This window comes from candidate division KSB1 bacterium (assembly GCA_034505495.1).
Taxonomy (GTDB): domain Bacteria; phylum Zhuqueibacterota; class Zhuqueibacteria; order Residuimicrobiales; family Krinioviventaceae; genus Fontimicrobium_A.
On the sequence record JAPDQV010000010.1, the window covers coordinates 40,707 to 66,938 of the forward strand.

At 54.6% G+C, this 26,232-nt stretch carries 20 protein-coding genes and 2 tRNA genes; 6 read left to right on the plus strand and 16 right to left on the minus strand.

All coding sequences use genetic code 11. The features are described 5' to 3' along the window. Positions 1–22 precede the first annotated feature (22 nt). The 14 genes from ONB24_06260 to ONB24_06325 form a co-directional block, all read right to left on the minus strand. A complete protein-coding gene (locus tag ONB24_06260) occupies positions 23–2,563 on the minus strand; it encodes a glycoside hydrolase family 9 protein (GenBank protein MDZ7315710.1) in 2,541 nt (846 codons plus the stop codon). A 352-nt stretch (positions 2,564–2,915) separates the two neighbouring features. Then, the gene (locus tag ONB24_06265; protein MDZ7315711.1) at positions 2,916–3,419 is read right to left on the minus strand and encodes a C40 family peptidase; all 504 of its coding nucleotides are present in this window, start codon (positions 3,417–3,419) and stop codon (positions 2,916–2,918) included. A 142-nt stretch (positions 3,420–3,561) separates the two neighbouring features. After that, positions 3,562–3,635 (minus strand) — tRNA-Met (locus tag ONB24_06270). 89 nt (positions 3,636–3,724) lie between these two features. Further along, positions 3,725–4,492 (minus strand): phosphate ABC transporter ATP-binding protein, encoded by a 768-nt coding sequence (locus tag ONB24_06275; protein ID MDZ7315712.1) that lies wholly within the window; start codon positions 4,490–4,492, stop codon positions 3,725–3,727. Next, complete coding sequence (locus ONB24_06280) at positions 4,492–5,256, minus strand: phosphate ABC transporter ATP-binding protein (GenBank protein MDZ7315713.1); 765 nt, start codon at positions 5,254–5,256, stop codon at positions 4,492–4,494. Before ONB24_06280 ends, ONB24_06275 begins: the two co-directional genes overlap by 1 nt. Beyond that, positions 5,250–6,134: a phosphate ABC transporter permease PstA gene (pstA, locus tag ONB24_06285; GenBank protein ID MDZ7315714.1), complete on the minus strand. Its 885-nt coding sequence runs from the start codon at positions 6,132–6,134 to the stop codon at positions 5,250–5,252. The genes ONB24_06280 and pstA overlap by 7 nt, the downstream gene beginning before the upstream one ends. Positions 6,135–6,142: 8 nt before the next feature. Next, a complete protein-coding gene (gene pstC / locus ONB24_06290; protein MDZ7315715.1) occupies positions 6,143–7,039 on the minus strand; it encodes a phosphate ABC transporter permease subunit PstC in 897 nt (298 codons plus the stop codon). Next, positions 7,036–7,965, minus strand: a complete 930-nt coding sequence (locus ONB24_06295; GenBank protein ID MDZ7315716.1) for a phosphate ABC transporter substrate-binding protein — start codon at positions 7,963–7,965, stop codon at positions 7,036–7,038. Before ONB24_06295 ends, pstC begins: the two co-directional genes overlap by 4 nt. 61 nt (positions 7,966–8,026) lie before the next feature. Then, positions 8,027–9,130, minus strand: coding sequence for a phosphate signaling complex protein PhoU (gene phoU, locus ONB24_06300; GenBank protein MDZ7315717.1), 1,104 nt, complete (start codon positions 9,128–9,130; stop codon positions 8,027–8,029). Positions 9,131–9,256: 126 nt separating this feature from the next. Further along, the gene (locus ONB24_06305) at positions 9,257–11,383 is read right to left on the minus strand and encodes an endo-1,4-beta-xylanase (protein ID MDZ7315718.1); all 2,127 of its coding nucleotides are present in this window, start codon (positions 11,381–11,383) and stop codon (positions 9,257–9,259) included. 59 nt (positions 11,384–11,442) lie between these two features. Next, a complete protein-coding gene (gene glgX / locus ONB24_06310) occupies positions 11,443–13,512 on the minus strand; it encodes a glycogen debranching protein GlgX (GenBank protein ID MDZ7315719.1) in 2,070 nt (689 codons plus the stop codon). A 13-nt stretch (positions 13,513–13,525) separates the two neighbouring features. Then, positions 13,526–14,071, minus strand: coding sequence for a porin family protein (locus ONB24_06315; GenBank protein MDZ7315720.1), 546 nt, complete (start codon positions 14,069–14,071; stop codon positions 13,526–13,528). Positions 14,072–14,267: 196 nt separating this feature from the next. Continuing rightward, on the minus strand, positions 14,268–15,845 hold the full coding sequence (locus ONB24_06320; protein ID MDZ7315721.1) for a B12-binding domain-containing radical SAM protein: 1,578 nt from the start codon (positions 15,843–15,845) through the stop codon (positions 14,268–14,270). 5 nt (positions 15,846–15,850) lie between these two features. Then, the gene (locus ONB24_06325; GenBank protein MDZ7315722.1) at positions 15,851–17,050 is read right to left on the minus strand and encodes a radical SAM protein; all 1,200 of its coding nucleotides are present in this window, start codon (positions 17,048–17,050) and stop codon (positions 15,851–15,853) included. Positions 17,051–17,451: 401 nt separating this feature from the next. Between ONB24_06325 and ONB24_06330 the strand changes: the two genes are divergently transcribed. The 6 genes from ONB24_06330 (at position 17,452) to ONB24_06355 (ending at position 21,608) form a co-directional block, all read left to right on the plus strand. After that, a complete protein-coding gene (locus tag ONB24_06330) occupies positions 17,452–18,336 on the plus strand; it encodes a hypothetical protein (GenBank protein MDZ7315723.1) in 885 nt (294 codons plus the stop codon). 110 nt (positions 18,337–18,446) lie between these two features. Continuing rightward, a complete protein-coding gene (locus tag ONB24_06335) occupies positions 18,447–18,914 on the plus strand; it encodes a response regulator (GenBank protein ID MDZ7315724.1) in 468 nt (155 codons plus the stop codon). Positions 18,915–19,067: 153 nt separating this feature from the next. Continuing rightward, positions 19,068–19,412, plus strand: a complete 345-nt coding sequence (locus tag ONB24_06340) for a hypothetical protein (protein ID MDZ7315725.1) — start codon at positions 19,068–19,070, stop codon at positions 19,410–19,412. A 93-nt stretch (positions 19,413–19,505) separates the two neighbouring features. After that, complete coding sequence (locus tag ONB24_06345) at positions 19,506–20,840, plus strand: glucose-6-phosphate isomerase (protein MDZ7315726.1); 1,335 nt, start codon at positions 19,506–19,508, stop codon at positions 20,838–20,840. Continuing rightward, the gene (locus ONB24_06350; GenBank protein MDZ7315727.1) at positions 20,840–21,475 is read left to right on the plus strand and encodes an NUDIX domain-containing protein; all 636 of its coding nucleotides are present in this window, start codon (positions 20,840–20,842) and stop codon (positions 21,473–21,475) included. The genes ONB24_06345 and ONB24_06350 overlap by 1 nt, the downstream gene beginning before the upstream one ends. Positions 21,476–21,535: 60 nt before the next feature. Then, a tRNA-Met gene (locus ONB24_06355) sits at positions 21,536–21,608 on the plus strand. A 126-nt stretch (positions 21,609–21,734) separates the two neighbouring features. Here the strand turns inward: ONB24_06355 and ONB24_06360 are convergent. Next, positions 21,735–24,155: a T9SS type A sorting domain-containing protein gene (locus tag ONB24_06360; GenBank protein ID MDZ7315728.1), complete on the minus strand. Its 2,421-nt coding sequence runs from the start codon at positions 24,153–24,155 to the stop codon at positions 21,735–21,737. 19 nt (positions 24,156–24,174) lie between these two features. Then, positions 24,175–26,187, minus strand: coding sequence for a glycoside hydrolase family 97 protein (locus tag ONB24_06365; protein MDZ7315729.1), 2,013 nt, complete (start codon positions 26,185–26,187; stop codon positions 24,175–24,177). Positions 26,188–26,232 lie beyond the last annotated feature (45 nt).

Below are 26,232 nucleotides of genomic sequence, written 5' to 3' on the forward strand. Positions count from 1 at the left end.
GTCCTTCCCGCCGATGATGTCACTACCGTTGTACTAAATCTTGAAGTGCATGTGCCGCCAAAATGTAATGGGCGCAAATGTCAATGACGTACTCGTTCTCGCCCCACAGAAACGGCCAATCCTCTTTATTTTCTAAAAAATCAGGCTTTATAAGCAAAAGACCTGGCACAACGCCGCCGGCAATAAAAGTAAAATCAGCGCGATTGTTGCCGTAGGCAATCTTTTTCGAACGCACGCCGACGCCCGAAACAAACGAAATATTGGAGTAGGGATGACACCCGAAAATATAATCCATACCGCGGAACGCGTATTCGGCACCGATTATCTCCGGAAAAGCTTTGTGCAGGAGATAATTGGTCTCTACCCAGTCGATGATCGTTCCATTTCCGGCCCAACCGCCGGTCGTTATGGGAATGCCGAAGGGATTCTGCTTCAAGAGCTCATCATTATAGGCTTTGAATTTCTGCACAAAAGGCAGCAGTTTTTTCCGATATGCCTGATCCCGATAAGGCAGAGCCGATACCGCGGTTTTGATGAGCCGAGTCGAGGACCGTTCGAGCTCGGACCATAGCAGCTTGTCAAACAGGTCGGCATAGGCTTGATCTTTTGTCGAGATGTACAACTGCAGCGCCGCATTCAGTTCCGGAGCCCCCATGCCGAACGGACCGCCTCGCCGTCCCTCCTGAACGCGCCTCTGCTCTTCGGCAAAGGCTTTTTTCGCGGCAGTCAAGCACTCCTCGGCCAGCTCGTCAAGGTAGCTGCGCAAAGCGCGCGACGCGGCGGCCAGTGCGGCGATCGAGGCATAATTGTTCCACGGCAGATCGTTGGTGAAAACCCACCGGTCGTCCGGCGTGCCGCTTGTCAAGCCGTCTGATTGATAGGGCTTCAGTTTCGGATTAAAAGGCAGGTTGTCCGTAATGTTCGAGGCGTCTCCCAGGTGGTGGTATTGGTGTAAATTCGGCTCGATGATGCCGCTGATCGCCCGGCCGAAAGCGCGGTGCTGAGCAAGGATTGCCAGGATGCCCTGTTCAATTTGCTGCAAAATGTCCGGTTTACCGTCCGGGTGATGAATATCAACGAATCGTTGCGACTGATCCACCAGAGTTTCATCGCGCTGCGGTCGGAACCGTTCCCATGTGTTCACCAAGTTCATGACGGCGGCGCAGTGGGAACCGGTGCGAATATCGAAATCGCCGGCGTCGAACCATCCGCCGATGTTCAAGCCGGGCACGCGCTCGCCGGGCTGGTAACGCGTCTCGGTGCTCCCGCCCATGCGGTATCCGTCAAAGTGCTGATGATTGATCGGCGCCTGCAGAGCGTCGTCCAGGTGAGCGGCACCATGCCAGACTCGATAGGCTTCGTTAACGAACATGTGATCCATCTGCACCGGAAACCAGACGTCCAGCGTCGGATGCCAAATCCCCTCAAAGACATGCGCGCCGATCAAAAAAGGTCCGCTTTGCTCGTCGCCATATTGAATGCGGTATATCCCTTCCTCCTGCAGCGATGAAAAGTCGAAGCGCAGATAATGATAGCGATAAAAATCGCCCCAATCCTGTGTTCTGCCGCGGTATTTTTCGACCCATTGACCGTTTGCCTCCAACTTGTGCACAACTGCTTGCTGCAGAGGAACGTCGTTTTTATCCAGCTCGATCACAGCCGTCTTGGGCTGAGTCGGGTGATAGCCGACCTGCGAATAGGCGATCATGGGTCGACGTTTCCAATTGGGGAGCGTGGTCGGCGTCAGTTGCCACTCGACCACCAGGCCGGTACGATCGGCCGGAAGAAGTGTGCGTACGACATACCAGCCGTTCTGCGCCACGCTGCGCCCGTCAAAAAGCTGCAGATCGCCGTCGAGAAGAGAGCGAATGGTGATGCAGCGTTCGGGATCTTCCGGCGCCAGAGTAAGCACTTTGCCCGTTGCAAACGGTTTGGGCTCCACATACTCGCCGCGGCCGCGATCGTCGAACGTCGAGTGGCCGGCGTATTGCCGAATCTGCGTCGACATCGGCTTGACTTCCATCGAATTGCAGGGATAGAGCGGGAAAATGCCTGTACGGTCGTCTATTCGATAGGTCTTTTCAAAATAAGCGGAAGGCAAAAATTCAAGGTTGAATCCGGTGCGTCCGTTCAGCTTTTCGGGCAAAGGCTGATCGAGATAGACGCGGAAAAAGGCGCTCCGGCCTTGAGCAAAAACCACCACTCTGGAGGTAAAATCGAACTCGTCGTAGCGCAGCGTTATCTCGACGCTGTTTTCTTCGCGATTAACTTTTCGCTCTACGAGCCTGGGGATTTGATCCCATTGTTCCGGCGTCGGTTTGAGCCTGACCGCTCCGCCGGTGGCCGTCCGCACCCCGTGATGGATAAGAATGATGCCGGAGGTCTTTTCGTCAAAGAACATGCCGGTGTAGGCATTTTCGAACGCCAGCACATTAAAGCCCGGCATTTCAAAATATTCTTTGTCATTCAGCTTGAGAAAGCTCTCCTCAGCGGAGAACGCATTCCCCAAAAATAAAACGGCAAAAAGCAAAAAGATCCGTTTGCAGAAGCGATGTTTCATCATGCATCCCTCAGTTTTTTGTTTTTCCACTTGGTATTCAGCTTTGTCAATCCATACCGTCGATCGACAAACAGCCCGGCAAAAGCCGTCGCATCATCCGGTCATTCAATAGTATCGCATCCTTTGCAAAGCATGCAGTAAGTGATTTTTGCTGCCCGGCTCGCAAGACGGAAGGGATTGTGATTTGACGAACGCTGGGTACCGGGTTGTTTTGACAAACGCAAAATGATGTTGAATGTTCTCTAATCCAAGGCAACGGAGAAACTGACGCCGCTCGGCCTCGGCAGGCCAAAGACCAACGCGCCGGCCCTCATCTGCAAAGGCTAAGGTTGAACATTGCAAAACAACGGCAGTTTTACGACCCATCAGTGATTCTTACTCTACCCGCCCCCATATAGCGTCGCCGGTAGTAAGAATCGCTCAGTTTGTTCAATGCGACCCCTTTTTGCCGACCGGCATCGATGAAATAACCCTTCTGCAGATAAAGCCCGACATGAGTAGGTCTCCCCTTTTCGCCGAAAAAGACAAGATCGCCGAACTGCAGCGCTCGGCTCGGTATCGGCAGGCAATAGGCGTACAGATCGACCACTGTCCGCGGCAGCGAAACGCCCAAGGCATTCCGATAGAGGGTCGAGACAAATCCGGAACAATCCATACCCTCTTCCGTACTGCCGCCCCAACGGTAAGGCACTTGGTAATATCTTCGAATCTCCTGTTTGAGAAGCTCGACCTGCGGAGGTTGAAGAGGCGGGTATGACTGAATAATGGTTTCCTGTTGAGGAAGCGTGGAAGAGCAGGCACAAATCGCGTAGATCATCACAATTAAAAGGATGATCAGCACCAGCTGAAGGTTACGCAATTGTTCCTTTCCCGGATTCTTCATAATGTGGAGGGACGAACAAATCGACGTTTGCAAAGCCAACGGCTGATTTAATAGTGCGCCTTTCAAAGCCGCGGGAAAAATAAAAAGCCCTTGAACAAATAGGTTCAAGGGCTTGCTGTAGCGGGGGCAGGATTTGAACCTGCGGCCTTTGGGTTATGAGCCCAACGAGCTACCAGACTGCTCCACCCCGCGGTGTCATTATAATTTAATAAATATTTTTTTAAAGTCAAGTTTAATTTCCCGACACAAATGTATCTAAAGCGCTTAAAGCCTGTAGAGAATCATCCGTAGCGTCCTTCGATGTATTCCGCTGTACGCGGGTCCTTGGGCGCAATGAACAGGTCGGTCGTAGCGCTGTGTTCGATGACCTCGCCCATCAGCATAAAAATACACTCTTCGCTGACGCGGCGCGCCTGCGCCATGTTGTGGGTCACGATAATAATGGTGTATTGACCTGCCAATTCGCGCATCAACTCTTCGATGTGCAGCGTCGCCTCTACGTCCAACGCCGAACAGGGCTCATCCATCAGAATGATCTGCGGTTTGAGCGGTAAAAGTCGGGCAATGCACAGCTTTTGTTGCTGCTCCAACAAAAGAGTCGTCGCTTTGACATTCAGCTTGTCCTTGAGATCTTTCCACAGCCCGACTGCCCGAAGGGACTGCTCAACCGCTTCGTCCATTTGAGCCCGTGTTAAACTGCCGCGCGGCGTGTGGATGCGCAGCCCGAAAACTACATTCTCATACACGGAAATCGGCAGCGGGTTCGGCCGCTGAAAGACCATGCCGACCTGCTTGCGCAGCTCTTCCAGCGAAACGTTCGGATCGTAAATGTTGTTTCCCAGTATCTTGATCTCGCCGGTCGTGGTGACGTTGCCGTAACGTTCGTTGACGCGGTTGAGACAGCGCAAAAAGGTCGTCTTGCCGCAGCCCGACGGGCCGATAAGCGAAGTGATGATTCCCGCGCGAATGTTCAGGTTGACATTGATCAGCGCCTGGAAATCACCATACCAAAGGTTGAGGTCGCGTGTTGTGACGGCATAGGATTCCATCAACCGAATCTTCCGTTTACATAGTCATAGGTTTTCTGCGAGGCAGGATGATCGGAAAAGATCACGTCCGTAGCGTCGATTTCGACCAATTCGCCGTTAAAGAAAAACGCCGTGCGGTCTGCCAGGCGCCTCGCCTGCTGCACCAGGTTGGTGACCATGATGATCGTAATTTGTGAGCGCAGCTCTTTCAACGCATCCTCGATGCGCATGGTTGTTACCGGGTCGATGGCGATCGAGAATTCATCGAGGCACAAGATTTCCGGATCGTGCGAAAGAGCGCGGGCGATGGTCAGCCTCTGCTGTTGTCCGCCGGAAAGTTTGGTGCCCAACGTGTGAAGCCGGTCTTTGACTTCATCCCACAAAGCCGCCTGTCTCAGGCAGCGCTCCACCCGTTCATCCAATTCGGCTTTGTCGGTAATGCCGGCCATGCGCGGCGCAAAGGCCACATTATCGTAAATCGACAGCGGCAGTCCCACCGGCAGCGGGGAAACAATGCCGATCTTGCGGCGCAGCTCGTAGACGTTTCGGATATCGTAAATATCCTCGCCGTTCATCCAAACGCTTCCCGAGACGCGGGCACTGGGAATGAACTCGATGGTCCGGTTGAGCACCTTCAGAAACGTGGATTTACCGGATTGCGCCGGGCCGATGATTCCCAAGATTTCGTTCTCGTAAACATCGAACGAAATGCCCTTGAGGGCCTCGTGTGCGCCGTAACTGACCCGCAGGTTGCGGATCTGAATTTTTTCTTTTTTGTCTACCATTTTTTGCGCGACCGTAAGCGGATGCGAATGACAATCGACAGCGCATTGACCAACAGCACGGTGCCCAAAAGCACGACAGCCGTGCCGTACGGAAGCGCCTCGGGAACATCGGGAACCTGCGTCGAGATCGTAAACAGATGCATGGAAAGAGCCATGCACTGATCGAGCAATCCGTAGGCAAAAATGTCGCCTTCACGGATGGCCTTGTAGAACACGGCACCGGTAAACATGATCGGCGCCGTTTCACCGGCAGCGCGTGAGACCTGCAGAATAACGCCCGTCAGTATGCCGCTGATCGAATTGGGCAGCACGATGTGGCGAATGGTCTGCCATCGTGTTGCCCCGACGTTCCAGCACGCTTCCCGAAAGGCCATGGGAACCGAGGCGAGCGCCTCTTTGGTGCCCGCAATGATCACCGGCAGGGTCATGATGGCGAGCGTCAGAGAGGCGGCCAAAATGGAACGCCCGATGCCTGCAGCCAGCACAAATGCGCCGAGGCCGAAAAGCGCATGCACAATACTGGGCACGCCGGCCAGATTGACCACAGCCAGATTGATGATTCGCGTCAGCAAATTCTCCCGCGCGTATTCATTCAGATAGATGGCGGTCATGACGCCGATAGGAGTGGCGATCAGCAGCGAGATGATGACCAAATAAAGCGTTCCCAGAAGCGCGGAAAAAATGCCTCCTTGGCGCATGCCGTGCGTGGGATTTTTGAGAATAAAATCGAGGGAGAGAATCGGCCACGCTTTGACAAAGAGATAAACGATGATCAGGATCAACGGAATGATCATCAGCAGGCTCATTGCCAAAAAGATGCTCTTGGCAATTTTCTCACTCCGCGCGTTTTTCAGCGTCAGTTCGGTAGCGGTGAACATTCGTCATCCTATTTGTTGCGAATGCCTTTAACGATCAAATCGGCAGTCAAATTGATGATAAAGGTGATGGTAAACAAAAGAATGCCGATGATAAAGAGGACCTGATAGTGTTCCGAGTGTACCGGCGCTTCGCCGAGTTCGGCGGCGATGGTGGCCGTGAGCGTTCGAACCGGTTCCAAAAGGCTTTTCGGAATGCGGATCGAATGGCCGGTGGCCATGAGGACGGCCATGGTTTCACCCACGGCGCGGCCGACGCCGAGCAGCGCCGCGGCTAGAAGGCCGTTGCGGGCTGCCGGCAGCAGCACACGATAAACCATTTGCCAGCGTGTGCAGCCGAGCGCCAGTGCCGCTTCACGATAGCTGTCGGGAACCGCCTTGAGGGCATCCTCGCCGATCGAGACGATGATCGGCACGCTCATCAGCGCCAGAATGATGCCGCCGTTGAGCATGGTCAAACCTATGGGAGCATTGAATATTTGAATGATCAAAGAGTTCATGATGGTCAAGCCGATAAAGCCCCAAACCACCGACGGGATTGCCGCCAACATTTCGATGACGATTTTAAACGTCTCCCGCACCTTGGGCGAACAGAATTCGGAAATGTAAATTGCCGCCCCCAATCCGAACGGAACCGCAATCACCATGGCGAGCGACGTGACGCTGAGGGTTCCGACGATCAGCGCCAAGGCGCCGTAACGCACATGGCTTTGGGAAGTCGGGTACCATTCGATGCTGGTGAAAAACTCTTTGACGTTGAAACCTTTGAAAAGAAAAGAGCTCCCCTCACGAAAAACAAAGAAAAAGATGGCAAAAACAAAAAGGATAGCGCTGACGCCGCTGACCCTGATCAGATTCTCGATAATGCTTTCTTTGATCTGTTCCGCAACCCGCGACCGCTTTTTCACTGTTGCTTCCCTCCCGCAACTTGAAGCTCCTCCTCAGGATGCACCGGTACATAGCCGGACAACTTGACGATATGCTGTCCTTCCGGTGAAAGAATCCAATCGAGATATTTCCGGATGGTTTCATTGGGTTCGCCCAAGGTGTACATCAACAGCGGTCGAGCGATCGGATATTTGCCGTTTTGCGTGTTTTCGATCGTCGGGGCATAAGCGGGTTCGCCCTTCTTTCTGCAAATGCGCAGCATCTTGACTCGATCGTTGGCGTATCCCATGCCGCTGTAGCCGATCGCACTGGGCGTCCGGCTGACCAGTTCGACGACGTCCTTCGAACCGTGCATGTCGATCGTACCCAGACGCATGTCGCGCTTTTTGCCGATTACCGCCTCGCGAAAATAGTGATAGGTCCCCGAATTCGACTGCCGGCTGACGACCATTATCTCGTCGCGCGCACCCTTCGGCAAAGTCACGCCCAACTGCGACCAACGGGTAATCTTGCCGTGCTCGCCATAGATCTCCGCCAGCTCTTCGATGCTCAGGCTGTCGATCGGATTGTCCCTGTGAACATAGATCGCCAACGCGTCGTAACCGACAAGAAACTCGACCGGATCTTTGCCGGTGTGCTCCTTTGCCTTTTTGATCTCCATCGGTTCCATACGCCGGCTGCAGTTGGCAATATCGACGGTGTTTTCGATCAGCGCGGCAATACCGGTACCGGAGCCGCCGCCCGAGACTTCAATGGACACCTCATCGTTGACATGCGCATAGGCCTCGGCCCAAGCCTGAGCTAAATTGACCATCGTGTCGGAGCCTGTGTTTTGGATCGTCCGTTTGGCAACTCCGGCGGCCGATTGACTCGACCTTCCATACAGGCAGGAAACGAACAGGCTGCTGCTTACGGCAAGCAGAACTAGGCCGGCCGCCTTTAGCATCCTCCTGCACGGTTGCGCAGCCGCCGAACGACGTAACAACGACGTAGTCAAAGAGTCGCGTTTACAGGTTTTCACCGGAAATTGCCTCGATTAGATCGCAAATGTTTGCCCGTAAACTGTCAAAAGCCTTCTCAAGGTGCGGGAAAAGCGCACCGGGATCATTCGGCTTCATTTTCGGCATTTTCATCGGCCATTCGATCACGATGGTGGTGAGCGGCAGACTGAGCTGTGAAGGCTTGATATGCGGTGAAAGCAGAATGACGCCGTGTATGGTTTCTTTGCCGGTGACTTCGGCGACGGATTTCGGTTTTTGTTCCGAAATGTTAATGCCCTTTTCGGCCATAAAGCCGACGATCATCGGATGTATCGGCTGGGGATTAATACCGGCGCTGAAAAAGCGGAACTTTGGTTTCTGCAGCGAGTTGGCAATGCCCTCGGCCATTTGGCTGATGATTGCGTTGTCATCATCGACAAAAAGAATGTTGTAGCCGCTCGCAGCCGAGTGTCGGACGTTCTCGCCGGTAACCACATAGTAGGTTTCCTGGCAAATGCTCTTGGCCTGATCGGCAACCCGCTCCAGTCGTCGGGCAATCGTCAGCAGGGGATTAATGGCTTCGTCGCCGAGCACGCCTTTGGCGCGCAGCTCAAAAATCTGCTGGTTGATCTTGAAACGAAGGTTATCGGCGACGTCCTCAATATCCATCAATTGGCGTGCTTTTTCGAGGTCGCGGTCTGCAAACGCCTGCACCGCATCGCGGAACATCTTGATCGAGGCATCGGCCAGCTCTTCGAACGGCAAACTTTCATAATCGGCGCCCAGATTCTGCAGCAATACGATCTGGCGACACATGCTTTCGGCATAATCGCCGATGCGTTCCAGCCCGCTGACCATCTTGAGCACCGCATAGATGAAGCGCAAATGAATCCCGACCGGCTGCTGCCGCACGATGAATTGCAGACACAAGCGATCGATTTCATCCTCGAGGTCATCGATCAAATAGTCGCGCAGGATGACGACATAGGCTTTCTGTCGATTTTTTTCCAACAGAGCGGCCACGGCGCCGCGCAGGGCCGCTTCGTCCAATGCCGCCATGCGCATGAGCGTCTGGCGAATGGTCTGCAGATCGCGCTGCAGAGTGGCTTCATATCGAGGTTCACTTTGCATCTTTTGCCGCCTTTTTGAAGAATCGATTCATTTGTTTGATAAAATATGAAAGCTAAACTCAATTTGCAAGATTAAGCCGCTTATTAATAAACTCTTAATATTGCAATGACGATTATCCACACTATTTCAATGAAGCAAAAGCACACGGCGGACAAAGCGGCTATCGCCGCACCGAATGCTGATGAGATACACGCCGCCTGCGTACACACTGCCGTCGAGAGCGAAGCGATGCTCCCCTTTTGCCAACCGGCCTTCAGCAACTAGAGCAATTCTTCTGCCGGTCAAATCAAAAAGCTCGATTCGGGTCGGCGCCGATTCCGGCAGATAAAGCTCCATGATAAAAGCGGAATTCGTCGGATTGGGATACAAGCGGCAGTCGAATTGGGCCTCGTCACGGGAGCGGATGCCGGTTGCGTCGGTCGGCAACTCGACGGCGACGTCGCTTTGCGGCTTTTCGAGTTCCGCAACAACCTCCTTCACAACGCCCTCATATTCCGCCGCGATGCGGTAGCTGCCGAGAAAACCGCGAATTTCATAGACGCCTTCGGCATCCGTTGTGCCTTCGGTTCGTGTCCACCATCGATTCAACACCAAATCGACATAGGCGTGGTAGTTGGGCTTGTAACTCCAGTCTTTGCGGATCATGGCGCCCCGAGGCCGCCAGTGAATCGGCTCCCAAAATCCCCACATGACGAACTTGTTGACGCCGGGGTGACTGAAGATGAGCGTCAAAAAGTCGCGCGTATAATCCGCTTGAGCCTCTTCGTCGTCGATGTCGATGTCGAATTCGGTGATCTGAATCGGCAGGCCGTAAGCGGCAAACCGGTCGAGAATCTCCTTCAACCGGCGAGGCGTAGTCAGAACGGCGCCGAAATGCCCTTGAAATCCCAGGCCGTGCAGCGGCGCACCGCGAGAGAGAAGCAGCTCGACGATACGCGCCAGGTTGTCCTGTACCTTGATGTCGCCGCCCGAGATCAGCACTCCGGTTTCATTGAGGATCAGCCGCGTCTCGGGGTGCAGCTCATGAACTTTTTGGTACCATTCGACCAAAACCTCATCGCCGAGAAGGTCCATGACGTCGTGATTGGTATAAGGTTCGTTGACGACGTCCCATTCCTCGACGCCCGCTTCCCGTCCCACAGGCACCACGGTTTCCAAATGCTCCAGCAGGGCTTGGCGCAGGCCGGCCGGATTGTTCGCCAGGGAGCGAAAATAGGGCGTCATCCACGTCCAGCCCGGCCAAATCAGCACATGCCCTTTGGTGCGAAAACCGTTATCAACCAGCCATTCCGCTCGGTGACGATAATCCTCCCGCACCTGCGCCGAAGAATACCATCCCCAACTGCCGTCTCCCATGTAAAAGGGCGTTGTAGCGGCGTTAAAGAGCTTAAAGATTTCTTCCCGATACCTTCGACCGTTCCGGCTGTCTTCGAACAGCGGACCATCCATAAAAGAACCGAACCGAAAAGCGTGACGCTGCATCTCGACCTTTACGCGCGCATTCTTGATCGGCAGATTGGCCTGGTTTTTGACTACGATCCGCAGATTACCCTTGCGCAGCTGCTCGATTCTTGCCTCCGCCTCAGCGCGCCAGGGAGCATTCGCCTCGCGACCGGCATAGGTGATTCGATTCTTCGGCAATTTTGCGGGATCGACATTGCGGCCCAAGTTAAGGGCAATGATGCCGCCGATTTCCAGCACCTGAGGGTAAAAGCCGAGATGAATGGTGAACTCCATCTTGCCGACTGGAAAATCCTGCGGCGCCTGGCCGTAAATGTAGATTTTATCCCATTCGCCGATCGGAGCCAGGTCGTGCGATGCAATTCCCGTCCAGGGTGATTCGGCAAGCTGAGCATAGAAAAATGCTTTTCCGGTCTCGTACTCGGGCGGCACCGATAGGCTGCGCACCCACAAAACCCAAAAGAGCATGTCGCCTTGATGCACGGCAATTGCATTTTTGGGTGAGACAAACTGCGGCTCCCAGGAATTAGCGCCGACGCGTTTGACGTCGATTTGATACGCCTGGGTAAAAGGAAGATCTGCGGCGGCGGTAACACGCCTCAAAGCGGCCGTACCTCCGCCAAGCGAATAACCGGTCAACCTGCTGCAGTCATAGAGCAGTTCCCCGGCAACCGGCAGCTTGTCTCGTTCCGCCGCCAAATAGTCGGCAAATTTCGGATCCGCTGACTGAGCAAACGTCAATCCGGTGAGACCCAGCAACAGGCAAAAGTATTTTGGTTTGAAGATTTTCATTTGCTTTTTCCGCAATTGCTGATATTGTTCAAAATGTTGCCGACGACCGAAAGAAGTCTCTATCGTGCCGCAAGCAGCACAACCGAGCGCGGTGCGGCATCGTAATAGCTGTCGGCAATGGCTTCCGCGAGATGCGGCGGTGAAAAATCCTTTGGATAAGCAAGCGAGGTGTCGATGACCCGCACCCACTCGCGGCCGCCCGGCAGCGCCGGAAGCTCGAAAACCAAGGGCTGCCAATACATGTTAAGAAGAACATGGAGGCGTTCATCGACTTTGGGATCATGCAGCGTAAAAGCCAGAGTATGCGAAGTCGGACTCCAATCGGGAGCCCCCAAATGCACACCATGCCAAATGATATGCAGGGCATCCTTTTGCTCTCCGACGGAGACCGGTTCTTCAGAGGTAAAACACCGGCTTTGCTGAACGAACTCGATCACGCCGCGGACGAACGCAAATAGGTCTTTGCGCCGCTTCAGATCGTCCCAATTGAACCAACTCTGTTCGTTGTCCTGGCAATAAGCGTTATTGTTGCCCAGTTGGGTGCGTCTGATTTCATCTCCCATCAAGAGCATCGGCGTGCCTTGCGAAATCAGCAAGATGGTGATGAAATTTTTGATCTGCCGCAGGCGCAGGGATTCGATATCCGGGTCGTCGGTCGGACCTTCAACGCCGCAGTTCCAGCTGAAATTTTCATCCAGCCCGTCGCGATTGTTCTCGAGGTTTGCCTCGTTGTGCTTTTGGTTATAAGAGACCAAATCGTTGACTGTAAAGCCGTCGTGGCAGGTGACAAAGTTGATGCTGCGGCGCGGTCCGCCTTCGCGGCCGTAGATGTCCGGACTGCCCAGGAGGCGGTCGGCGATCGACCGCGTCATGCCTTCATCACCGCGCACGAACCGCCGCACATCGTCGCGAAAGCGGCTGTTCCACTCGGCCCACCGTTCACCGACAAACGAACCGACTTGAAACAGGCCCGCGGCATCCCAAGCTTCGGCAATGATCTTGGCGTGCGCCGTCTCCGGCATGGTCTCGATCGACAACAGCGTCGGCGGATTGGATAACGCCCGACCTTGCTCGTCGCGACTAAGGACCGAAGCCAGATCAAAGCGAAAACCGTCTACATGCATTTCCATCGCCCAATATCGCAGGCAGTCCAGAATCATCCGCCTGACAACCGGATGGTTGGCATTGAGCGAGTTGCCGGTGCCGCTGTAATTGGCATAGCGGGATTTATCTTCTTCGAGGATATAATAAATTTCATTGCCGAGCCCGCGGAACGAATAAGTCGGACCATCGGCGCCGCCTTCGGCTGTGTGATTGAACACAACATCCAAAATGACCTCGATGCCTGCCAAATGCAGCGCTTTGACCATGTCGCGAAATTCGTCGAGAACGCCGATCGGGTCGCTCGTCGAGGCGTACCAGGGATGCAGGGCAAAGAAAACGATGGGGTTGTAACCCCAATAATTGTGCAGCGGCGGCGGCGCATCGCCGTCGTCGAACAACTGCACCGGCATCAGCTCCACGGCCGTAATGCCGAGGCTTTTGAGATAGGGGATCTTTTCGATAACGCCCCGAAACGTGCCGCGCACCTTCGGGTCGAGCCCGGAACTGGGATGCCGCGTAAATCCCTTGACGTGCATCTCATAAATGACGCTTTCGGCATAGGGACGGCGCAAAGGATAGTCGTCTTCCCAATCATAGCGGGAGGGATCAACCACCACGGACTTGATGGCCTGGGCGCAGTTGTCGCCGCCGATCCGCGCCGCCTCCCGATCGAATTTTTTGCCGATGGCGACGGCTTTGGCATAGGGGTCAACCAATACCTTGTGCCCGTTGAAACGCAGTCCCTTGGCGGGTTCAAACGGGCCGTAAGCGCGCCAGCCGTAAAGCTGCCCCTGGCCGATTCCCGGCACAAAACAATGCCAATAGTAAGAGGTGCGGTTCATTTTCGGATCGAGCGTAATGACCCGTTCTGGCCGCGGCGCATCGACGTCGTCGAACAGCAGCAGTTCTACGGCATAGGCATTTTTGGAATAAATACTAAAATTTACACCGTCGGCATAGACCGTCGCTCCCAAGGGAAAACTGCGGCCGTAAAGGCGGTGAGGATGAAGGTCGTGCAGGTCCATCACTTACAAAGCGTTACATGCCTAAAACAATGCTGAGCGTCAGCATGGACAGCCGATCGAACGATTTGGTCTCAAATCGTTCCCACTCGGCGCGGACTCCCAAGCCGCCTAGCTTGGCCACAGCGCCGATTCCCCAGGAAAAGTTCGAGCCGCCCTTGTTCGATTCTCTTGCAGTAATATTGTTCTGCTGATCCCAGAACGAATAACCGGCTTTGGCAAAAAGCTCGACCAGCGCCAAATCGACGCGGCCGAGTGCGTGCAGATCGTAGGCGGTGATGTTGGATTCGTATTTGATGTCGCCGGCTTTACTCTTGACGGTGCCGAAAGAGCGATACCCGCCTTCGAGTGCCAACGACTTGCCGGCCAGCACGCCTGCGTAAATTTTATAGGCAAAGCCGCTCTCATCGAGTTTCAGATCCGTGTTTTCCAGTTCACCGAGATCAGTCTTGACGTAGCTCTGGCCGACGCCGCCGCCGAAATAGGCGCCGCTGCTTTTTGCTTCCGTTAATCCCAACCCCGTCAGGATGATACTGCAGACGATCAAAGCACTCCGTTTCATAAGGCCTCCTTATTGCCCGCTTTTTATTCACCTGCACCGATTCGCGCTTCTGACGACTCATTCCCAGGCAAATCGGCTCATTTTATGAAATATAGCACAACTATTTCGCAAACGCCAACGAGAAATATCATAGGAATAACCGCTGCATCGGACGTGGCCGCGCAGTTGAATTCATACCGTCCTCAGCCTCATTCCGTTATTCACTGAATTCTTGTTTTCTTTTAGTTGCTTTTTTCAATGCCTCCATGCGCCCCATCGGCACGCGAATCGTGCCGTACCATTCCGGCGACGGAAGAATCGGCTTGACTTTAAAAGGAAGGTCCCGCCTCCTGCGGCCAAACAACAAATAACCAACGAAATGCAGTCCGGCAGCAAATGAGCGGCGGCCTTCGCGCGGCGATCGCACCGCCTGACGCAGTTTGTACCAAAGGTAACCGGGGCGAAAGTGGAAGCGGCGAAAGGCGCGCTCACAGAATCGTTCGATTTCTTCCGGCGGCAATCCCGGCAGATTGAGCACGCACCGATGGCCGCCTTCGGCCGTGAGCCATAGGTCAAAAGAATCGGTCGCCAGAAAGCCTTTTTCCTTGTAATAGGCATAAGCGCCGGTTCCGGGATAAGGCATTACCGGATAAAACTGCGCGCTGTCCGGTTTTATCTTTATCGCCAGCTGCAGCGTTTTTTTCATCGTCTCACGGGTTTCTCCCGGAAACCCGACCATGAAGCAGCCGTGCACCAAAATTCCCAGTTTATGGGCGTTTTCGACGAACCGCTGCTGAATCGCGGTATTCTGTCCCTTGCGCATGTTGCGCAGAATCCGGTCATCGCCGGATTCGAACCCTACCGCCGTGCTGTGCAGGCCCGCCTCTTTGAGCAGCCGCAGCGTCTCGAAATCGACGGTGGTGCGCAGATTGGCAAAAAAAGGCAGCCGAACGCCTTTTTCCTTGACCAGCTGCGCAAAGCGTCGGGCAAACGGCGGATCTGCGGCAAAATTATCATCCTCGAAGGTGATCTCGCGAATTTCCGGCATGTTCTCCTGCACCCACAGCATTTCGCCGACGATGTTTTCCGGACTGCGGTGTCGATAACGATGACCGTGCATCACTTGGGGATAGACGCAATAGAAACACATGGCGGTGCAGCCGCGGCCTCCGATCAGCATCACCATAGGGTGATGGCTGAGATTGAAATAATAGTCATTAGGATTAAGAAAGCGTTTGTAGATCGGCGCGATCCAAGGGAGATCGTCGAGATTTTCGATCAGCGGGCGCTCCGCATTTTTGCAGATTTCGCCGTTACGACGATAGGCGAGGCCCAAAACTCGGCTCGGCGAACCGCCCTGCTCCAACAGTTGCGCCAGCTCCGCCACCGTAAGGTCGTACTCGCCGATGCAGACGTAATCGACGGCCGGGTGACGCTCCAGCGTCTCACGCCAGAGCGCCGTGACGTGGGTGCCGACCATGGCGACGGCCGATTCGGGAAGTATCGCCTTGAGCTCACCCGCGACGGCACAATCACTGTACCAACTGGCGGTTACGGACTCGAGGACAATCAAATCCGGTGCAAAGTCCAGCAGGCGACTGCGGATGTCGGCGAGAGTGCGGCGGCTTGCGGGACAGTCGATCAAATCGATTTCATGGCCTCGCGATTCGGCAACCGCCGCGGCGGAAGCAAGCCAATAAGGGTAATACATAGTGCCGGACTTGATTACTCCCGGACTCCGCTGCGAACGGCTGAAACGCTCGAAATAAGGCGGATTAAGGAAGAGAATGCGCATAATCTCTATAGAAATTTAACATCGGACAAAAACAAATCGCAGCAGCGGTAACAAACGGGAAACAGGCCTCGGTGCTTTATCTCCTGCCGCCAACGACGGTATTTTTCGCCGTTCCAAATGTCCAAAAAGGACTGCTCGTGAATGTTGCCGCAAATATAATCGGGAAAATCCGGACAAGGCGTCACGTCGCCGTTCGGCAGGATGTACGACTTGACATAGATCGACAGGCAGGTACGGTGACCAAAGGTTTCGTGTATGTTCTCATAATAGGTCTCCACCTGATCCGTCTCGAGCGCCGGAGACAGCGAGACCGGCAAAGGCAGATCGGAGCTGTAAAGCTTTTCGAGCTCCTGACGAATCCCCTCGTACTTGCCGCGGCGCTCGGGATCGAAAATGACGCCGCTTTCGAAGGGCTGCCAGGACACTGCTTTGATGCCGAACAGCTGATGCATCAGGCGCTGATGCGCCGTGCCGGTCTCTTTGGTGGTAAACCAAGTCCAGTTAAAGTTGAGACTGTCGGCGCCAAGCTCGGCGGCGATTGCGGGCAGGAGCGATACCGTTGCAAAGCTCTCGGGACTGATGGTGCCGCGAATCCGTATCAGCGGCTTGGACGCGTTCCGCGCTTTCTTTTCGGCAATGACAGCCGCCAATCCGGCCTTCACTTCAGCAAAGACGCCCTGTCTGCCGCGCACTCGATCGTGGATTTCTTCCGGTCCGTCAATCGAAACGATGAGATCGTCCAGACCGCTTTCCACGATTTCTTTAGCGTGACGGCGCAGCAGCAGGCCGTTGGTGTTGATCTGCACCGTAAACCGGCGCGATTTTGCCGTCCGAACCAGGTCGAACAGCTGCGGATACAGGAACGGCTCGCCGCCCCAGAGATAGAGGTTGGGACGCGCCGGCGCCAGCTCGTCGAGGAGCCGTTCATAAACTTCAAGAGAGGTTCGCTGACGGAAAAACTCGGGCGGCGCATATTTGGGGTCGCCGGGAGCATGACCTTCGCGCGGCTGTCCGCACATGCGGCAGCGCAAATTGCAGGCATTGCTCAATCTAATGCAGACGGCATTGGGCGGCGCCGCGCTGCCGTTGCGGAAGTGATAATCCCATAATGCCCGCAGCCGAGTGCTCCAAGTCGTGCGCATCTTGTTGCGCGCCAACTCGGGATTCTTGAGAGCCAGCCGTGCGAGCTTTACAATGGTGCGCATAATCCCTTTCCTGTCGTTGCGGCTTCAAGATAAGCAATTTGCCTATGAACGTCAACCGAACAAATCCGAGTTCGGCACTTTGTCCGCAAAATTTACCGCTTGTCCAATTCCACGACAGTTTAGCCTTGGGAACCGCCCCCCTCTCGCGCCTTTTATAAATTCGGATAAAATTCACTATAAATCATAGTCGGGGAGAGACAAGATAAGCTGCTATTTTACATTGATTAAGTCATACTTGAAACCTTTCGGCGGTTTGGCAAACGTTACAATCCGCCTTGTTCCTTTCCGGGGTGCCGGCACAAGAATTGACTCTTGTCGTTCGGGTTTGGGCGCTTGCCGTTCGGCGAATGGTATATCCAAAACAGGCATAAATCTCACACAACCGGAGCAAAGCATCGAAATTGGCTACTGCACAGATTTCTTTAAAAGCCATCAAGCTCGAACTGCAAAGAACCTTGGGCGCCCCCTCCCGATTGTGGGCCTTTGCAGGCACCGTCCAGCGAGATAAAGGCCGCGCCATAGCACAAGCCTTTGCCGAGCTTTTGAAACGACAGGGTAAGAGGGTCGAGTTGTTGTCGGCGGATCGTCTTTTCCGGACCTCTGGGTTGGAAAAGACCTCCGCCGCAGCCTCGGAGCCGTCGGTCATGCCTTCCTATTCGCTGCTGAAGGAAACGGACAAGATTCTGCAGCAGGCGCTCCTCGGCCATGACGAGGTAAACGAGGAGACCCGTTTCATTCTCGTCGACCTGCAGTCGCGCTGTTCGGCGGCAGCCGTCGATCTCTTTTTGACCGCCGACCTTCCCATCTACATCCTTCAGCCTTCCGAAGCGGCGATCCGCAGCGCCAGGATCTTTTTCACCTACTGCCTCGTCAAAGCGCTCGACACCTTTTTCGACGACAAGCACCCGCTGATGCGCGCCATACTCGTGCAGTTGCGTCAGGGTACGCCCTTTTCGCCCGCGGTTCTGCAGCGGATCAAGGCGCTCGAAAAACAGTTCCCGCAGCAGGGCAAATGGCTGGAATCCCTGCTGAAGAGTTTTTCTCCCCAGATCATCCTCTGCGAAAGCGAACCGCACCAGCTGCGCGATTTTTCCGAACTATTCTTTGAACGATCGGTCGACATTTTCCCCCCTTCTTCCGGAATTTTAGGGGTAATTCATGAAAAAATGATGCAGACGACCGAGTGGTATACAGCGCCGAAACGGGCAGCGGAAAACGGCCCCTTGGAAGAGATCGAACGCATCATGCGCCGCAAGTTAAGCGCCGTCATGCAGTCCGGTACCTAATCCTTCCTGCAAAATCTCGCTTGCAAATTTGCTTATTTTCTTTATTTTTAATATGGTTGATACGTCGAAAATCAGCGCGGCGATCGACTAAACTCCTATGAGGTCATACCATGGCAAACATTTTGGTTGTCGACGACGAACCGGATTTCCTCGAGCAGATGCCCGCCATCATGAGCCGATGGGGGCACAAAACCTTTACCGCAACCGACGGATTTCAAGCGCTCGAAATCTTTGAACGCGAGTCGATCGACCTGATCCTTTCCGACGTACGCATGCCGAACATGGACGGCATTCAACTGCTGCATAAAATCCAGGACATCGATAAGCGGTGTCCGGTTATCTTGTTGACGGGTTATCCCGCTGACGAAACGGCCATTCAAGCCATGCACAGCGGCGCCGAGGACTATTTGGTCAAACCGATCAATTATGACGAGCTGCGTATCCGCATCGAGAAGAGCCTGCAGCGCAAGGCGCACATGGATTCGATCCCGTTTCTGCGCGGCTTGAACTGGGCTTTGGCGCTTTCGATCCCGTTCTGGCTGATCATCGGTTTTCTTTTAGCCAAACTTTTACGGTGAGCAGAGTTCATCTTATCCATACTTCTCTTATCGCGATTAGCTAACATAGAACATGGCGCCAAGTGTTACGACAAAGGCTAAACATGAAAGATAACTCATACCGCTAAATGAAAACAAAAAGACAGACGCAGAACCAACTGACGGGAAATACGATTGAGCGAAACGTTGCAACCAAGTGAAAAAGTCATGGAACAATCCTCTAAAATCGATCATACCTTTTCCTCGCAAATCTCCTCCGCCGCTCTGGTCAGCGTGTTGATTCGCAAGGGCGTTGTGTCGGCAGCCGAACTGCTGGAAGAAGAACGCCGCCTTCGCGCAGCAAATCGGTCGGAGCACGCACCGATCGAAGGTGAACACTCGCATCATCATTCTCGTTTGAAACGCTGGGCATCCAAACGGCGTTGGAGCCGACGTCTGACCCATTTCTTGTTCGGGTGGGAATTCAAGCGCGTCCGCGTCGAAAGTCACAAAAACAAAGAAACAGGCGATCGCGATTAGAAACCCGTCATTGCGCCGCGAACATCTGTTTGCTTCTCCCCTAAAAAACTTCTATATTATTCGATATACATCCATGAAAGCAAATGAGGTACCATGACAGAACCGATCAAATTGAATCTCTCATTACTGGGACCCTTCGTTACGGAAGAGCGTCTTGAGGCGTTGCAGCCGAAATTGGCGCAAGTGCACGCTTCATTATTGAACAAAACCTGTGCCGGCGCGGATTTTCTCGGCTGGCTCGACCTGCCGTGGAAGATGGAAAGCGAACTGGAACGCATCAAATCCCTGGCCCAAGAGATACGCAGCCGCGCCGATCATTTGGTCTGCATCGGCATCGGCGGCAGCTATTTGGGCACTCGCGCCGCCGTCGAATTTCTCTGCGATCCGTTTCTCGGCAATTCCTTTCTGCTCTACGCCGGACAAAATTTGAGCGCCGACGCGCACGCTTCGCTGATCGACTATATCTTGGATAAGCAGGTGTATCTCAATGTGATATCGAAATCCGGCACAACCACCGAGCCGGCCATTGCGTTTCGCCTCATCAGCCAGGCATTGGCCAAAAAATATTCCGTAGACGAGCTGAAAAAGCGCATCATCACCACGACCGACAAACGACGCGGCGTGCTTCGAAAGCTGAGCGATCAGCAGGAATACCGCTCCTTTGTCATCGAAGACGACATCGGCGGCCGCTTTTCTGTGTTAAGTCCCGTGGGACTGTTGCCCATCGCTGCAGCGGGTTATGACGTTGAGGCCTTGCTTGCCGGTGCGCGCGACATGGCAACGCTCTGTCGAGCCTCGGCCGATGTTTCCAAAAACCCGGCCGCAGCCTATGCCGCCGCCCGCTATCTGCTGCATCAAGAAGGCAAAAAGGTCGAGGTGCTCTCGTTTTTTGAACCTTCTCTCTTTTTCCTCGGCGAGTGGTGGAAACAGCTGTTCGGCGAGAGCGAAGGCAAAGACCACACCGGTCTCTTTCCGGCAACGGCCAACCTGACGACCGATCTGCACTCCCTCGGCCAATATCTTCAGGAAGGCGAGCGAATACTCTTCGAGTCCTTTATGACCGTTTCAGCCCGCAGGACATTGACCATCCCGCATTTCGAGGACGACGGAGACGGCCTCAACTTTGTCGCCGGCAAATCGCTCGACGAGGTCAACGAACAGGCTTATCTGGGTACACGTTTTGCTCACGCCGAAGGCAACCTGCCGAACCTGACCATCTCTTTGGCCAGGCGCGATGAATACACCTTGGGAGCTTTGTTCTACTTTTTCGAATTTGCGGTCGCCATGAGCGGTCTCCTGCTCGGCGTCAATCCGTTCGATCAGCCCGGCGTCGAAGCCTACAAGAAAAACATGTTCGCCCTGTTGGGAAAACCGGGCTTTGAAGAACAAAAGAAACTGCTGCTGTCCAAGTTTTTCGGGGAAGCCTGATGAATAAAGCAGATCAAGAAATATTGGTCGTCGATCGGGCGACCCTGTTTGCCGATTCTTACTTTCAGGGCTTTTGCGACGCCGCATCGATGGATTATCGCCGCATCATCGACGATAATTACTTTTACCTGCGGCGCGGTGATGTCGAACCCAACCCGGCTTACAAACAGCCGATCCCCTATGTAATCATCGCTCAAAAAGAGAGCCGATTGATCTTTGCCTATCAGCGCTCCTCGACGAGCAGCTATTCGGAAAAGCGGCTGCGCGGCAAATGGTCTTGGGGCATCGGCGGGCACGTCGACAAGGACGAGTCGGTGACCGGCGACCCGATTTTGGCGGCGCTGCATCGAGAAATCAGCGAAGAAATCGATCTGGTCAATTATGAACCGCCCATCCTTCTCGGATACATAAACGATGATCAAACCGAAGTAGGACAGGTGCACTTTGGTCTGCTGTTTCTCGCTTTTACCGAGGCGCGTAAAATAAAGCCCAAGGATAAGGAAATGTCATGGGGGGGATTTATGTCTTATGATCAATTGGCGGAAATTTGCGCTCTGAGCGACGGGAATGTCGAATCCTGGTCGGAAATCGCCCTCGAACCTCTACGTCGGGCTCTCGGATTCGATCAGGAATGAAAAGCTGCAAATTTTTCTTGTCTTTTTTTGCTCTTTTTGTTATTTTTCTATGCTGGAAACGGCGGTGTAGCTCAGTCGGTAGAGCAGTGGAATCATAATCCATAGGTCGGGGGTTCAAGTCCCTCCGCCGCTACAAAAGGCGATCGATCAGTAATGGGTCGATCGCCTTTTTTGTTGACATGCCTGTTCTGAGGAAGCGCCGAGCGGCTTTTACCCCATCCCCTCGGCGCCGTTCCTGCCCTAACCAAAAGCCATTACTTTATTTGAGCAACACAATTTTTTGCGTTGCCACACCGGTTGACCCGCTCAGGCGAACGAGATAGACGGCCGAGGCAGCCGAGCGCCCGTATTCATCCCTTCCATCCCATACCAGACTGTACTCGCCGGCTTCGAATTCCCGTTCCTCCCACCGTTTCACTGATCTCCCTGTTTGATCAAAAATGTCAATCTGCGCCCTCGTCGGCCGCTCGAACCGGAAGCGCAAAGTCGTGTAGCCGTTGAAAGGGTTGGGATAGTTGGGCAAAAGATCAAAGTCAACAGGAAACGCCGTTTCGCATTTCTCGACTCGGCTTGGATCAAAGCCGGAAATGTAATAGCCGCGGCCGCTCAAACCGACGACGATCTGACTGCCGTCGTGCGGATTAAAAGCGATACAGTCGCCGCGCAGCATCGGCAACCCATTGTTCTGCCTTTGCCAGGTCTGCCCGCCGTCTTCGCTTAAATAGACTCCGGTGGCGAAGCAGGCGTCATGGTAAGGATGGTCGTTGGTCACAAAAGCGATGATGTTCGAATCGGTCGGGTGCACGGAAGCGGCGGCAATGTAGGCGTCATTATGGATGCGCGTCCAAGCGCCGTCGCGGTAACGCCACAGGCCGCCGACTTGCCGCCATGAAGCCGCGTAGACTATGTTCTCATCTTGGGGGTCGACGGTCAACCGCGTCGTCGGCTGCGGCCCTTTGATGGCGGCAAATTGAACGCCGTCGCGCGCCTCATACACGCCCCTGGAAGTCGCCAGGTACAAATGCAGAGGGTTGCTCGGCGCGCCGAGCACCTGCTGCACGGCCGCCTCCTGGAAGATAATTTTCCATTTATTCCCTGCATCCTCAGAAAAATAGAGCGCACCGCCGATCGCCGCCCAAACGCGCGATGAGTCGTTCGGCAACGCATAGATGCTCGTCGCCTTTTTGTTCTCGTATTGATTAGGTAATCCGACGGCAGAACCCATCATCAGCTGCCATCTTTTGCCGCCGTCCAGTGTGCGACCGATGCCCTCGAAATTATACTGGCCGAGTGCGACGAACATCGTTTGCCTGCCCGCAAAGCAGAGTTCATTGCCGCCGCCCCAGTTACCGATCGGCGCCTTGGCTTTTTCCCAGGAAAACAGCCGGTTGGTGCTGTGCCAAAAATTGCCGGCATCCATTGCGGCAAAGGCGGCGTGGTTTGGATCAGTCGGGTGCCATTTAAAGTCCTTGCACACAAGCCCCGAAAATCCGCGGCCGCGCCAGAGCTTGCTTCCGGGAGGCTGATAGGCGGTGGCATCGTCCCACTTGGCGCCGCCGTTCCGGGTGCGGAGAATGTATTCGGAACCGGCGCCGAGGATGAAATTCTCATCGTTCGGATCGACAGCTGCACATTCGATGCTCTTGCCCGCAGGATACGCGGTAGCAGCTGAACCTCCCGTGGCCTTCCAGGTCTCGCCTCCGTCCTTGCTGATGTAAGGCGTGTTGTCGGTCCAAGCCGTATTGCCGGTGAACATCACGTTGGGGTTGCTCCTGGAGATCACGACGATTTCATAACGCGCCGTTTGATTGGCGTCGCTGCTTTTAACCTGCGAAAGGCCTTTATTTTTCGGCACCCAAGTTTGTCCGAAATCGGTCGTTTTATAGATCCCGCCGGGGGAGAAGGTCGATGCACCGGCCGTCTGATAATTACCGAGCGCAACAAATGCCGTCGCCGGTTCGGTCGGATGCGGTTCGATCCAATTGATGTTTGTCGTCGGCAGACCGGCATTGGCTTCCTGCCAGGTTCTGCCGCCGTCGCGGCTGACGAAAACGCCGAGGCCGTCGACAGCGGCATAAAGGCTGTCCGAAGAACCGGCGGCAAAACCGGCGGCGAGAATGTTGCGGCTGCGCAAATTGGCGATCTGCCGCCACGTTTCGCCGCCGTCCGTGCTTTCCCAAACCGCGCCCCATTTGGGATTTCCGGGCGAGTTCCAGCGTCGGTGCGACCCGCCGACTGCGATCAGCCGTTGCGGATTGTTAGGATCGAACAGAATTTTTTGGATGGGCGCCGAATACATACCGCCGTCAAACGCGCCCATGCCGCGGCGTTTGGAAACCCAGTTGCGGCCGCCGTCCGTGCTCTTGTACGGCCCGCTCATGGAACCGACCCAGACCTCATTGGGATCTTTCGGATGCCAGGTGAAATCGGCCATTTCCCAGCTGTCGAAACCAAACGTCTCGCCCCACGAGTCACCGCGGTCGAGGCTCAAGCCCACCCCCAGCATGTCGCCGCCGACCAAAATGCGGTTCGAGTCGTGCGGGCTGACGATCAGGGAGACGATCCGGCCGCCGCTGCCGGGTTCTAAAAGGGGTTTCCAGTCAAATTCCAGAGCATAAAGCAGCGAGGCGGAGAGAAACAAGCCGCTCGACAGCACGGCAACAATAAAACGCTTTGTCATAAAGCTCCTCAATAAAAACTCATTTCCGAATCGGTTTAATGACTACGACAGCGCCGCCGCTGCCCGCCAGATGCAGCTCCAGCTTGTCGCCGGAAAGCTTTATTTCCTGCTTCTGCAGCCGATCGGGATAATCGGCAGCTTCATCGGGGTCAGCCCAAATCGTCGCCTTGAATCTTCCTTTACCCAGAAATGCAAGCGGCAAAGAGACGATCCGCGGCTGCTCGTTGGTCATGGCGCCGACAAACCAAGTCTTGCCGGAACGACGGGCGATGACCACGAATTCTCCCGGATAACCGTCCAGGACCTTGGTCTCATCCCAAGTCGTCGGTACGATCTTGAGAAAATCGAGTCCGGCCGGCGACACGCGATAGTTGTAGGGCGAATCACACGCCACCTGCAGCGGGCTCTCGTAAACAACGAACATGGCGAGCTGCTGCGCGCGCGTGGTCATGACGAACGGCCCCGGATCGTCGCCGCCGACGGGGCGAAAGGTCTGCGGCGTCTTGTTGCGAAAGCCGCCGGGCGTATAATCCATCGGCCCGCACAGCATACGCGTAAACGGCAGCGTCACATTGTGGGTCGGCGTGATGCGTCGACTCCACTTGTTGTACTCGTTGCCGAGCACGCCCTCACGGGTCAGCAAGTTGGGGTAAGTGCGCTGAAAGCCGTCCGGCTTGTAAGCGCCGTGAAAATCGACGACGAGATGGTGCTTGGCGGCCAGCTTGACCAAACGACGATAGAAATTGACCATTTCCTGATCGTCGCGGGCCATAAAGTCGACTTTGACGCCCGCCACACCCCATTTTTCGTAAAGCGGAAACGCCTTTTCCATTTCCCTGTCAGCGTTGAACCAGTCAAGCCAAACCAGAATTTTGACGCCTTTTTTCGCGCCGTAGCGAACCAGTTCGGGAATGTCGATTTCCGGCGTCGATTTGAGAATGCTGACCGCCGGATTGCCGGCCGTTCCGAACGGCTTGCTCGGATCGAAAGGATTGCCGTACCAGAACCAATCGACCAGCTGGTATTCCCAACCCATTTCGGCGGCAAAATCGATGAAATACTTCATCGAGGGCGTATCCACGCCCAATTTGCCGGGATAGTCCGGCGCATAGCTGCCGCACCACCAACGATCCCAAGCGGAAATGCCGGGGCGAATCCAGGAGGTATCTTTAATTTCGCAAGGCGGGTTGAGATTCAAAATCAGGTTGGATTCGATCAGGTCGCCCGGCTTTTCGCCGATCAGAAGGACGCGCCACGGTGAAAGACGGGGAGCGCGGGAAATCACGGCGACCTCTTTTTCATCAAGCCGCGGCGACAACACCGAGACGACGGCATTGGCTGCGGTCGTGCTGCGCGTAAAATAGATGCCCGCCCAGTCGTCCAAATCGGCTTCGGTCAATGCCGCCCACGCATGCGGAAGCTGCACCAAAAGCGGACATCCGATCAGATCCCCGGGATGCAGATCGCCGAGCAGTTTTCGAGGATATTCACCTTCCTGATGAGTTTGAAAATGCTCGAAATGCACCGCCCAAACCGTCGGATTGCCGGGAAAATGGAACTCGGTGCGTTCGGCAGCCAGTTTGAAATCCGTAAAACCGCATTCGGCGGGAAATCCATAGCGCAGGCCGACACCGTCATCGTAAGCGCGCGCCGTCACGGTCATGATGCGATGCGGCGCCTGCGTTTCCTGCAAGGTAAGGGTCAATTCGTTATAGGCATTAACCACACGACTGCTTTTGCCCCATAACGGCCGCCAAACCTCATTTACCGATTGCCGCGACTCGCCGACAACAGCCAGGTTCTCGCCCATCGCCGGCATGCCCTTGAAATCGAGCCGTAAAGGAGAATCCAGCAAGACGGCTTTTCCGTCATAAGAGACGGAAAAACAGAAGCGGTCCGCAGACGGATCAGTTTCCAAATTCTTTTTCATTTCCAGGGTTACGGCAACCTTGCCGTTCGGCGAGGTAACGACGGCAGCCGAAACGGAAAACGACAAGAAAAACATAAGGATGAATATCACCCAATAGCGCATAAAATGTTCTCCTTTCCTGCATTCATATTTCAAGCGCGGGATTTT

What these genes read in the sequence shown, in the direction of transcription:
- ONB24_06350 (MDZ7315727.1), top strand. Translation starts at nt 20,840, where the DNA reads ATGAATAAAGCAGATCAAGAAATATTGGTCGTCGATCGGGCGACCCTG.
- ONB24_06365 (MDZ7315729.1), bottom strand. Translation starts at nt 26,187, where the DNA reads ATGCGCTATTGGGTGATATTCATCCTTATGTTTTTCTTGTCGTTTTCC.
- ONB24_06345 (MDZ7315726.1), top strand. Translation starts at nt 19,506, where the DNA reads ATGACAGAACCGATCAAATTGAATCTCTCATTACTGGGACCCTTCGTT.
- ONB24_06305 (MDZ7315718.1), bottom strand. Translation starts at nt 11,383, where the DNA reads ATGAAAATCTTCAAACCAAAATACTTTTGCCTGTTGCTGGGTCTCACC.
- glgX (MDZ7315719.1), bottom strand. Translation starts at nt 13,512, where the DNA reads ATGGACCTGCACGACCTTCATCCTCACCGCCTTTACGGCCGCAGTTTT.
- ONB24_06360 (MDZ7315728.1), bottom strand. Translation starts at nt 24,155, where the DNA reads ATGACAAAGCGTTTTATTGTTGCCGTGCTGTCGAGCGGCTTGTTTCTC.
- ONB24_06280 (MDZ7315713.1), bottom strand. Translation starts at nt 5,256, where the DNA reads ATGGTAGACAAAAAAGAAAAAATTCAGATCCGCAACCTGCGGGTCAGT.
- ONB24_06320 (MDZ7315721.1), bottom strand. Translation starts at nt 15,845, where the DNA reads ATGCGCATTCTCTTCCTTAATCCGCCTTATTTCGAGCGTTTCAGCCGT.
- ONB24_06295 (MDZ7315716.1), bottom strand. Translation starts at nt 7,965, where the DNA reads ATGCTAAAGGCGGCCGGCCTAGTTCTGCTTGCCGTAAGCAGCAGCCTG.
- ONB24_06315 (MDZ7315720.1), bottom strand. Translation starts at nt 14,071, where the DNA reads ATGAAACGGAGTGCTTTGATCGTCTGCAGTATCATCCTGACGGGGTTG.
- ONB24_06325 (MDZ7315722.1), bottom strand. Translation starts at nt 17,050, where the DNA reads ATGCGCACCATTGTAAAGCTCGCACGGCTGGCTCTCAAGAATCCCGAG.
- ONB24_06260 (MDZ7315710.1), bottom strand. Translation starts at nt 2,563, where the DNA reads ATGATGAAACATCGCTTCTGCAAACGGATCTTTTTGCTTTTTGCCGTT.
- ONB24_06275 (MDZ7315712.1), bottom strand. Translation starts at nt 4,492, where the DNA reads ATGGAATCCTATGCCGTCACAACACGCGACCTCAACCTTTGGTATGGT.
- phoU (MDZ7315717.1), bottom strand. Translation starts at nt 9,130, where the DNA reads ATGCAAAGTGAACCTCGATATGAAGCCACTCTGCAGCGCGATCTGCAG.
- pstA (MDZ7315714.1), bottom strand. Translation starts at nt 6,134, where the DNA reads ATGTTCACCGCTACCGAACTGACGCTGAAAAACGCGCGGAGTGAGAAA.
- ONB24_06335 (MDZ7315724.1), top strand. Translation starts at nt 18,447, where the DNA reads ATGGCAAACATTTTGGTTGTCGACGACGAACCGGATTTCCTCGAGCAG.